The following is a 9,782-nucleotide window of genomic DNA, read 5'->3' on the forward strand; positions in this document are numbered from 1 at the left end:
CCCATGCAGACAAAAGGCCGCTGATACCAGCCGCCCGAGGGCAGCGGAACGAATCAACAACAAAGTCGCGTTTCATGGCTTGAAAAAGACGAATCATGGGCTCTATTCTGTTCCGGGTCGCCGTAATTCGGCTGACCTCTCCCAGTTGCCGTGCGGGGCTTCTGGATCGTGTCATCACCTCTTCGTCGTTCAAAAGTCAGTCTGAGCCGGTGCATGTACGTCGGGGCAGGAGTTCAGGAGTCTCTCTTTTGGCCACGCTGAAGCAATTCGAAGAAGCCCTGCGCGCCCAAGGCATGAATATGGCCTTGGCGATCCTGGAAAAGATGCGCAAGGAGGAGAAGAAGACGCGGTCGATCACGCCAGCCCGTAGGGTAGCCGGGCGGAAGATGACGCCGGAGCTTGCACGCAAGATCCTCGAGCTGCACACCACGACCGATATGACCCAGCAGGAAATCGCTTTCCAACTGGGGATCAACCAGGGTCGCGTGAATGAAGTGGTCAAGCGTGGGAAGTGGCTCACCGAGGATCCGCAATCTGAGGAAGCACAGGCCCGTGACAAGGCGAAGGCTCGGATGAAGCGTATTCAGTCGGAGGATACACCGATCCCGCGCAAACAGCCTGTTGCGACGGGTGTCGAGGAAGCGGCAAAGAAGCCGAAGCCCAAGCCGCGCAACACAGCACAGCTGTCGATCGAGGATTTCCTGTGAGCCTGAAGGGCTGAATGGAATCTTGTATCAGCGGGTGCCCGCTCCGCTGGTGACAATCAGATCGAGCCGTTCCAAATCGGAATGGTGCATCAGCAGAACGCCATTCTTGTGCGCGAGCTGGTGGGCGGATTTCGTGTAGACCGAGTTCGTAACCACCACCGCGTACGGTGCATCCTGAAAGGCGGCGGCCGCATAGGCTTCCTGGACGGACTTGTTGCCGACAGTGCCGTTGTAGAACATGCACTGGATGACCACCCGTCTGCCATCCTTCTCTGCGATGATGTCTGCACCCTGATCGCCTGAACCCGGGGTGAGGGCGGCTTGCCATCCTGCTTCCTGCAGAATGTCCCGGCAATAGAGCTCGAATTCCCTGCCGGTCATCGTGTCGTTGAACCCGTCAGCCGCCCCGGCAGGCTGATGCCGGTCAATGATCCGGTTGATGCGTGTCCTTAGACGGGCCGCGGATCGTTTAGGATCCTTAGCGAGGAGATGATCGATCTTCCTGCGCTGGAACTCCGGCAGGAGCGTCTTCTTGATAAAGGCGCTAAGGTGCTTGTCCCACGCTTCATCGGACACATTCCCATACTCATCAGGGGAGAGCATGTGGGCCCGTTTCGTCGCCAGAGTTCGGACGTGCTTCAGCGCCGCCCGGTCGGTGAGATCATAGATCAGAAGGGTCGAGTGAACCTTCGTCAGCCGCAGGAACAGGAGCAGCGCGAGCCCGGCCCAGGCAGCAAGTGAGTTTAGATAGAAACCCACGCCGAATAGGAGCAGCAGCACAGTGCTGAACGCCTTATGCCTCCAGAGGTAACGAAACATTGCCTTCGCCGCGCCAAATGCCGGTCATCGCCATGATCACCAGGTGTTCTCGATAGATGAGCACAGTTACCAGCCGCTTCCCTCCGAGCCACATCGAGCGGGACCCACAGGAATATTTCGGCGCTACTGTTTGGTGATGCTGGTCCTGAGGAGAATCTGACCGGCGAACTCCCGCAGTTCCTCAGCCGTGCTGGTTTCATCACGCTGAATGACAAACAGACCTGTGTGGAGCAGGATCATCATCTCCCGGGCTTGCCGTTCCTCGCTGCTTCCCGCTGGCATGACCTCAGCCATCTTAGCTCTGATGATCGCTGCGTCTCGGTCCAGGATTTCCATAAGACGGGTGGTCACTGCGTCTCCTTCCGACAGCGATTGGTGCGGGGCCCCCCTAGAATAGGCCGCTCCCGAGGCCTAATGGTAGAGTCAAGTGCAGGAAGGGCCGATTATTCTGGCCTGATGCCAAGCGCAAGGCAGTAGCCGTAATACGCATGTTCCCCTGCTTTATGGTAGATCTCTGCGATCTCCATCTTCTTGCGCCGGTCGAGGGCAAAGCGGGAGCCGGTGCGCTGCAGGCGAAGGTAGGCGATCGGGCAGGCGTCGAGTTTGACGGTCTGCTGCAGGCGAGGGAACTCTCGGTCGACATCTGTTCTGAGTAGCCGTCACGGCCCATGAACATTACGAATACCTTTCGGTGTTCGGTGATGAAACGCTCGTCGCTGAGAAATGCGGGGGGTGAAGATTCTGACAAAAGGGGTCTCCATTGCGGCAGGCACAATGAAAAAAGCCGCCCCGAAACGGAGCGGCTTGTTGTGACGGCGGAGCAACCCGCAAATGTGAGAGGTCTTAGACCTGCTGCAGGTTCGTGGCGGATTCTTTCCCCGAACGCCGGTCCTGCTCAACCTCGTAAGAGATCTTCTGCCCTTCGTTCAGCCCTCTAAGCCCCGCACGCTCGACTGCGCTCACGTGGACAAAGACGTCCTTGCCGCCATTATCCGGCTGGATGAAGCCATAACCCTTGGTTTCGTTAAACCACTTTACCGTGCCAGTCGCCATTCTCGTCCCAAGTCCCTATTCGTTTCGTCCGGCGGAACGTCATGGTCCGCCCCTCGGTGACAGGTCCGTCACGCGAAGGAGGCTAGTTGGGCAAGGCAACCATGGCAATAACGTGACGGAATCAGGATTAACTTTTCTTCGGATGCCGGGGTTGCTCCCGCCCTGTCACGTCTGCCCAGAACTGGTCGGCACGTCCCTCGAACGTGTTCGGCCCCCTGCTGTCGCTCTGATAGAACTGTCCGGGGGCAACCCCAGGAGCATATTCTTGCTCCACCCATCCCCTCACATCATCGTGGGGGAAGACATACCCGCCGTAGCCATGAAGCGACTTGGCGCTGGCATAATGGGTATCGCGGAGATGCAACGGCACGGGGATCGCTGGGGCTGATTGGACATAAGCCATGGCTTGACCGATGCCGCGGCAGACCGAATTGGATTTGGGAGCCCGGCAGATATGCAGTGCGGCGTGGGCCAGCACGATCTGAGCCTCAGGATAGCCGATGTGCTGCACGGCCTGCAGCGCCGCGACGGCCGTCTGCAACGCAGTGTTATCGGCAAGGCCTATGTCCTCCGACGCATGGATCATGATCCGCCGGGCGATGAACCTTGGATCTTCGCCTGCGTGGATCAGTTTTGCGAGCCAGTAGAGGGTCGCATCGGGATCAGACCCACGCATCGATTTGATGAAGGCGCTGATCGAGTCGTAACGCTGATCGGCGTTCCGGTCATACAGAACTGGTGAAGCCTGAAGTAGGTCTGCGACCATCACTCCGGTGATCGCGAGCGTCGAGCCGACAGTCGCGTGCGCCGTTAGCCGGTCTATTGCCGTGAGAGTGCGCCTGGCGTCGCCACCAGCATGGGCGGCGAGTTGTGCGAGAGCCGCTTCCTCAACGTTGACCGAGATCCCCTTGTCTCTGAAGTGAGCTACAGCGCGAGCCACGACGTCCTTCATGTCGTCGATCGTCAGCGGCTCAAGCCGGAAGACTGTCATCCGCGACACGAGAGCAGGAGTCAGGACAAAACTCGGATTTCCAGTCGTGGCACCGATCAGGTCGAAGATACCGTCCTCGACGAGGCCGAGAAGATAGTCGCTCTGGCTGCTGCTGAAGCGGTGCACCTCATCGGCGAAGACCAGGAGGTCACGGACCTGGGCTTCTTTGCCGAGTTCCTTGATGTCGGAAACGTTGTTGTGCGCGGGATGGAGTTCCCGTAACTCCTTTCCGATCTCGTTCCCAATGGCCCTGGCGACCGTCGTCTTGCCGGTGCCCGGAGGGCCCCACATCAGCAAAGCACCTATACGCCCGGAGGCCACGATGTTCCGAAGCACCGTGCCGGGCGCAAGCAGATGGCGTTGCCCCACGATGTCATCGAGGCGCGTGGGCCGGATCTGAGCGGCAAGGGGCTTGGGGCGGTTGCGCGCCGTGGCCGTCTGGAAGAGATCGCTCATTGAAAACCTACGGGATGCCTTAGCACTGCGGGGAAGGACGAGATATGGTGATTGGATGCCGTGAATTCATCCTCGATCCAAGGCTCTGCGGCACTCTCGCATGAGGCCTCCCCAGCATTGTTTAGGAATGCCGATAGCCGTCGGTCTCGATGCCGATGAACATCCCGTGCCAGGTGCCGCCGAGGACGTTGTCGAGCGATAGGAGCCGGAACCTCTTTCGAAAATCCCGATAGGTTGGGCTTCCGTCCGGAGAGCGCCGGAACAGCTCATGCATAGACTTGATCTGGGCGCGGGTGGGGCGAGCGCGATTCATGATTTGCTCCTCGAAATAAAGGTCTGATCAATCTTTGAGGATGTTGGCGGCGGACAGGATAGCCTTGGCCTCGTCTGTGAAGAGGAATTCGACCCTCTGCTCCTCGGTCATCAGGGCCCAAGCTGCGCGCAGCAGATCCTGCAGGTCGCCGACCTCGTGATCGCCTTCAGACTCTTCTCCATGGACGAACGCCGCGTGGGTATAGGTATCCACGTTCCCAACATCGGAGAGAGTGAAGGGGCGATTTGTGTCATCTTTGGCGGTCATGACCTGCTCAAAGAATGCCTTGGCCGGCAGACCGTCTCCCTCGTCGAACACGTTGACGATCTTCCCTTCGATGGCGAGGGTGAAGGCGATCCCCTGTGTGTCCCCCAGGCGCTCGATGCGATCGATGATGGCGAGGGCGCCGACCGGGAAGGTGAGCTCGTTGTCGTCGGCATCGAGGCCGCTCGTTTCGACAAGCATCTGTACGACATCTCCGGCCTTGAAGCCGAAGGCCTCCTGCAGTTCTGAGTTCATATCAGGCCCCCTCTGCAGGGGAGACCGTGACCGACCAGCGTTCAAGCATGGCATGGTCGTCGTCATCCGGAGTGATCGCCCCCTCGGCTGAAAAGTGGGAGATCGCGTTGTGCACGCTCATCCGGATATGATGCCCGTCGACGGTACCTTCCCCGAATGAGAGGTCGACGGCAAGGCGGAGTGTTTGTCCTGCTGATTTCGGCTCGACCTGGATATCGGCGATTGGCTCACCGCCGTTTTCAGCATCAGCGATATTTTGAAGGAACTGGGCGCATTCAGTGCTGAGGCCACTTCCATTGATGAAGCGGCGCAGGAGCCCGAGAGTGACGTCCAGCGTCCAGCCCTGATTTTCGACCACAACGTCAATCGCATCCATGGTTTCGTCTCATTTCTTAGGGGATTGAAGGAGCGGGGTATGCCCACAGCAAATGGGCCGCCACCTGGAGATGACGGCCCGTTCGGGGGATTTAACCATTGGCTTACCATGCCTGACACTTGTTGGGTCGGGATTTGAACGGATGCCACAATCGGTCATTAACCACACCGATGCGTTCAGTGAGGTTGCGTACATGACCCAAACCCAATCCGTTTTGAACCGCCAGGCCATAGTAGAAAAAGCCACCCCGAAGTCTCTTCGCCAGCGTGTTCTGGTCGTTGAGGACGAGTTGATCATCGGCGAAATTGCCGCCGAGGCTTTGACGGACGCGGGCTTTGAGGTTTTCACCGCATCGAGCGCCGAGGAGGCAGAGGTCATTCTGGCCGATGTATCGATCGATGTGTTGTTTACCGATGTCGATCTGGGCGGCCGAGATGGCTTTGACCTCGCCCAATCGGCGCTTTTCCTTCAGCCGCTGCTGTCGGTCGTGTTCACATCAGGGCGGTCGAGGACCTGCCATGGGATGTGTTCGTCTGTGGGTGTCCCGTTCCTGGCAAAGCCCTACCGGCTGCCGGAGCTGGTTGAGACGATTGAGAGGGTTCTCGACCGGGATCCTACCCAGTAACCACCGGGGAGGCGGGTCATCCCTTCCCGGACGCCGCCTCGAGCTTTAGGAATGGTCGTCCTCTTCTACGATCTCGGCTAAGATCCTCGCGGCAAGGGCAGGGCGGTTTTCCACCAGCCACCCACCTGCGGCAACTTCCTCGACTTGCACCTTGATCGTGGCCCCGGTGCTATTTGGCAGCTTAGGAAGCTCCATCTCCGCAAGGAATGAAGCCACTTGGGAGCTGCAAGAACCAATATCGCGGACTAGCCCGTCGACGGCCGGTGAGGAGCCCCAGCCTGTCGTAGCCAGAGCAAGGATCTCGTCATCCGAGGCTTTAGCGAACCACGGCGTAGCATCGAAGCAGAGTTTGAGGATGCCGTCCTGGCTGCGGAGTGTTGCGTTGATCATCACTATTCCTCCTAACCGATCAGAGCCCACGTGCCGCCGATCGGCAGATTCAGAACCAGTTTTTCGTGGGCGTAGAACAGAGTTTTGGATTCCTGATCGCCCCAGCCATCCTCATTCGACCAGAACTCACCGGCCTGGTTGACAATGGCCCAGGTGGTCTTGTCAGTGAGAGCTTCCTGGTGGTCGGAAATCCGCTTGAACTCGACCGGTGCGTTCTGTTTCAGCCAGTCGAGTACGGATTGATGATAGGCGCTGCCGTTCTCGGCATGGGTGCACACATGAACCCAGGCGGCTGCGTCGCCGGAGAAGATCGCTGTGGCGTCATCGCGCTCTAGCCGGGCAGTCTCGGTTTCGAGTCCGCTGCAGTCCGAAATCCTCCAGCCCTCGGACTCCGCCTGTGTCATGTCAGGAAGCGCATGCCAGGCAGGGACGGTTGCGAGGTCGAGTGTCGTTTCTGTCGTCATGATTGAACTGTCGTTTGATCGGCTTGGGGAACCGGTGCGTAGAAGAAGGGGGCGTTGGTCTCGGCATCGTCACGGGCTTGGCGGGTGACGGCGCAGGAAATGTTGTGAAGAGCCGGGAAGTAGGCCCCTGATTCCGGCCACCTGCGCCCGTTCGGCGCGATGACGGCAAAGCCGTGACCCTTAGCGTCAACTTCAACATCGAAGCTCGCTGGGAGGAGTTGCCTGGTGCATTCCTTCAGCCGCTCCGGCTTACCGTGCTCTGAGCAGGTGCCGTCCCCCCACTGACCGTTCGCTGCGATGAGGAGGGCGGCATTGTATGGGTCGGTCTTGAGCTGCTTAAGCGCTAGGAGGGCGCCGCTGGCAGCCTGCGGACCGTCTTCCCCTGGCTCAGGTAGACGATAGGTGGTCGCCGGGATGGGCAATTTGCCTCGGTTCTGCTTGCGACGTTCAGCTAGGAGGGCACCGTCAGGTTAACGGGAGAGTGACCGGATAGAGGCATAAGGGAGGGATGAAGAATGCCTGTCACCCTCGTTACGCCCGCCACCGCTTTCCGGCAGAAGTAATTAGCTACGCCGTGTGGCTGTACTTCCGCTTTCCTTTGAGCCTGCGGATGGTGGAGGAAATGCTCGCGGCCCGAGGTATCCAGGTCAGTTATGAGACCGTTCGGCAATGGGCGATGAAGTTCGGCCAGGGGTTTGCTCATCAGATCCGCAGGCGCCTTCCTGCGCCAGGTGACAAGTGGCACCTTGATGAGGTTGTGATCAGCATCGCGGCGGAAGCACTGGCTCTGGCGAGCGGTCGACCAGCACGGGGTTGTGCTCGACATCCTGGTTCAGAGCCGCCGCAATGCGAAAGCGGCCAAACGCCTGCTGCGCAAGCTGCTCAAGAAGCAGGGCATGGCTCCACGCGTGATGATCACCGACAAACTGGCCAGCTACGGTGCAGCCAAGCGAGAGATCATGCCAGGTGTCGAACACCGGCAGCATCGAGGATTGAACAATCGCGCGGAGAACAGCCATCAGCCCACCCGACAACGGGAGCGCATCATGAAGTGCTTCAAGTCGGCTGGGCAGGCCCAACGGTTCCTATCCACCCATGATCAGGTCGCGAACCTCTTCCGCCGTCCCGCAAACACCAATGCCGTAGATCATCGCAGTGTCCGCGCTCAGGCTTTTCGGGTCTGGGCCGAGGTGACCGATGTCGCGAGCGCCTGATCTGATGTTCCTGAAGGGCTGGACCTGTCTCAAGTCGTTAAGTTGACGATGCCCCGGACCATCTACACCGCTCGATCTCATGTCTGGGTTAACGTGACGACGCCTGCGTAACCATCGACACGCCCGTTTGGGGGAAGTTGCGTCGCTGGCAGAGATCAGGTGAGGAAATCACCTGACTTACCCGATCCTGAGTGCCTTGTTTTTCAAAGGTTTCGGGACCTTCACCCACCGATGCAACAGATTCCATGGGGAAGTCCCCGGCAATCTGTGGGGGTAATCGACTGAGTCGCGGGACATGCAGATCGATATCGACCTGAATAACACCCGATCGGCGTTCCAGCAGGGACTTCGATTTGGTGACTTCACTCTAATCCAGAGGGACTAAAACATTCGCAGCTGCCGCGTACTGAAGCACGTTGCCATCGATTTTTCTTGCCGTCTCACCCCCGCGCAGTCAAGGACCGCATATGATCGGCACTAAAGACGGCCGCAGAGACCCTACGATATCAGCAGCGGTGCGGCTCTGCGCCATCGTTTCATTCCATTGATCAGCAAGTACTGGAGCGGTCCCAAAAAGTTCGGATACTGGGACGACTGGATGGTTTGCAGTCGGGACTATGCCAGCAATCCTTTGGGGCTTTGAGGTAAGGATACCGGCCAATCCAACAAGAGTGCCATGCATATCTATAACAAGAGCTCCGCTCATTCCAGGCTGCAAAGGAGCGGAGATCATGCCGGCTTTCAAGGCCTTTGCCGGCATAGCGGAGAGATTCATCTTCCCGCCTTCTTCGGCAAAGCCGATGACCAAGAGGGGCGAGTCTTCCACGAGAACCCCTTGAGCCGCTTTGAGCGGTTGCGCGTTCAAATCATCGGCGAACTCCAGCACGAAGGGACTTCGGCCGTTGATCTGACGTGGCTTGAGTCCGGATACCTGTACATCTCTACAGGAAGCGATGGGAGCCGTCGTAATGACTTGCCGGCGGCCAATAACAATGCCGGTGCCGATGAGGTTCGGTGCCTGAGGCTCCAGTTTGGGGACTGGAGCCACAGCAACGGCTGCCGGAGCCAGCTGTTCAGGGAACGGTGTGAAGCTGTTGGCGACTGCGACGGCAAACCGATCGAACTGAGGCGCCAAAGTCTTGTCATAGCCAATTGAAAAACCGCGCAGGCCTCCTGTGCCGCGGCTGTAGCGGGTATAGAATTTCCCGATTGATGTTTCGCCGGCGATGACAAAGAAGTCCGGGCGAAGCACTTTATAGTTCACTGCTCGCCCAGGAGTCTGGATCGAGAGGTTGCGGTCATAGAGCGACTGCAGGGTCGCATCCGGCGGCGCCAAGCGGGTATCGAGTGTTATCCTGTCGTCCGCGCTCTGCCACCGGCTTCCGCCGCTGGGACTCGTGGCCTGTTTAGAAAGGATCTTTGTAGGGATGCCAATGCGGATCCCGGTCTTTGGATCGTCAACCAGCGTAAAGCCGGCTGCCGATCGGGCCTGCTGGGCAGCGGCAAGCAGGCCCGATCGAGCTCGGGGAATGAGTATGCCATTCGGTTGTTGCCGCGATCTGATCTGATAAGCGGCAATGGCAGCATAGGTCTGACGCCCAAACGTTCCGTCCGCCACGCCGTTGTAGTCACCTGTCCATATCAGGGCGCCTTGAATCGACTTCCGATCGGTTTCGGACAAAGCCTCGAAGGCAACTCGGGCGTCATCGAGAGCAGTGTCGGAGGCGGCAGTTCTCGGATTGGGAGACGGCGATTGTGCTTGGACAGATTGAGGATAGAAAGCCATGAGAGCGACTATCACAAAATAACATTTCATGAATGCTCGCGGGTTGGAGAAATCCATCGTTTATATCCT

The 9,782-nt window shown here is 58.7% G+C and carries 13 protein-coding genes and 1 pseudogene; 3 read left to right on the plus strand and 11 right to left on the minus strand.

Annotated elements, in window-relative coordinates:
- Positions 1–248: 248 nt before the first annotated feature.
- Positions 249–707, plus strand: coding sequence for a sigma factor-like helix-turn-helix DNA-binding protein (locus JKL45_RS18595; RefSeq protein WP_201863127.1), 459 nt, complete (start codon positions 249–251; stop codon positions 705–707).
- Positions 708–734: 27 nt separating this feature from the next.
- Here JKL45_RS18595 and JKL45_RS18600 read toward each other — a convergent pair whose 3' ends face one another.
- From JKL45_RS18600 to JKL45_RS18630, 7 genes are all read right to left on the minus strand, one after another.
- On the minus strand, positions 735–1,526 hold the full coding sequence (locus JKL45_RS18600; RefSeq protein WP_201863077.1) for a restriction endonuclease: 792 nt from the start codon (positions 1,524–1,526) through the stop codon (positions 735–737).
- Positions 1,527–1,649: 123 nt separating this feature from the next.
- A complete protein-coding gene (locus JKL45_RS18605) occupies positions 1,650–1,877 on the minus strand; it encodes a hypothetical protein (RefSeq protein WP_201863078.1) in 228 nt (75 codons plus the stop codon).
- Between the two features lie 492 nt (positions 1,878–2,369).
- On the minus strand, positions 2,370–2,579 hold the full coding sequence (locus tag JKL45_RS18610; RefSeq protein ID WP_201863079.1) for a cold-shock protein: 210 nt from the start codon (positions 2,577–2,579) through the stop codon (positions 2,370–2,372).
- A gap of 127 nt (positions 2,580–2,706) precedes the next feature.
- The gene (locus JKL45_RS18615) at positions 2,707–4,026 is read right to left on the minus strand and encodes a replication-associated recombination protein A (protein WP_201863080.1); all 1,320 of its coding nucleotides are present in this window, start codon (positions 4,024–4,026) and stop codon (positions 2,707–2,709) included.
- 121 nt (positions 4,027–4,147) lie between these two features.
- Positions 4,148–4,339 (minus strand): hypothetical protein, encoded by a 192-nt coding sequence (locus JKL45_RS18620; RefSeq protein WP_201863081.1) that lies wholly within the window; start codon positions 4,337–4,339, stop codon positions 4,148–4,150.
- Between the two features lie 27 nt (positions 4,340–4,366).
- Positions 4,367–4,858, minus strand: a complete 492-nt coding sequence (locus JKL45_RS18625) for a hypothetical protein (protein WP_201863082.1) — start codon at positions 4,856–4,858, stop codon at positions 4,367–4,369.
- A gap of 1 nt (position 4,859) precedes the next feature.
- Entirely contained in the window at positions 4,860–5,234 is a 375-nt protein-coding gene (locus JKL45_RS18630; RefSeq protein ID WP_201863083.1) for a hypothetical protein, read from the minus strand.
- Between the two features lie 142 nt (positions 5,235–5,376).
- Here JKL45_RS18630 and JKL45_RS18635 point away from each other — a divergent pair, with 142 nt between their 5' ends.
- A complete protein-coding gene (locus JKL45_RS18635) occupies positions 5,377–5,859 on the plus strand; it encodes a response regulator (RefSeq protein WP_246498677.1) in 483 nt (160 codons plus the stop codon).
- Between the two features lie 45 nt (positions 5,860–5,904).
- Here the strand turns inward: JKL45_RS18635 and JKL45_RS18640 are convergent, their stop codons facing one another.
- Genes JKL45_RS18640 through JKL45_RS18650 form a run of 3 tightly spaced genes read right to left on the minus strand, consistent with a single transcriptional unit; the run spans position 5,905 to position 7,135 of the window.
- Positions 5,905–6,252, minus strand: a complete 348-nt coding sequence (locus tag JKL45_RS18640; protein WP_201863084.1) for a hypothetical protein — start codon at positions 6,250–6,252, stop codon at positions 5,905–5,907.
- An 8-nt stretch (positions 6,253–6,260) separates the two neighbouring features.
- A complete protein-coding gene (locus tag JKL45_RS18645; protein ID WP_201863085.1) occupies positions 6,261–6,713 on the minus strand; it encodes a hypothetical protein in 453 nt (150 codons plus the stop codon).
- Complete coding sequence (locus tag JKL45_RS18650; protein WP_201863086.1) at positions 6,710–7,135, minus strand: hypothetical protein; 426 nt, start codon at positions 7,133–7,135, stop codon at positions 6,710–6,712. The genes JKL45_RS18645 and JKL45_RS18650 overlap by 4 nt, the downstream gene beginning before the upstream one ends.
- 86 nt (positions 7,136–7,221) lie before the next feature.
- Between JKL45_RS18650 and JKL45_RS18655 the strand changes: the two are divergent.
- Positions 7,222–7,927, plus strand: a pseudogene (locus tag JKL45_RS18655) (IS6 family transposase).
- A gap of 454 nt (positions 7,928–8,381) precedes the next feature.
- On the opposite strand, the gene JKL45_RS18660 reads toward JKL45_RS18655, so the two are convergent.
- Complete coding sequence (locus tag JKL45_RS18660) at positions 8,382–9,770, minus strand: serine protease (protein ID WP_201863087.1); 1,389 nt, start codon at positions 9,768–9,770, stop codon at positions 8,382–8,384.
- Positions 9,771–9,782: the final 12 nt, after the last annotated feature.

Source organism: Microvirga soli (assembly GCF_016734765.1).
Taxonomy (GTDB): Bacteria; Pseudomonadota; Alphaproteobacteria; order Rhizobiales; family Beijerinckiaceae; genus Microvirga; species Microvirga soli.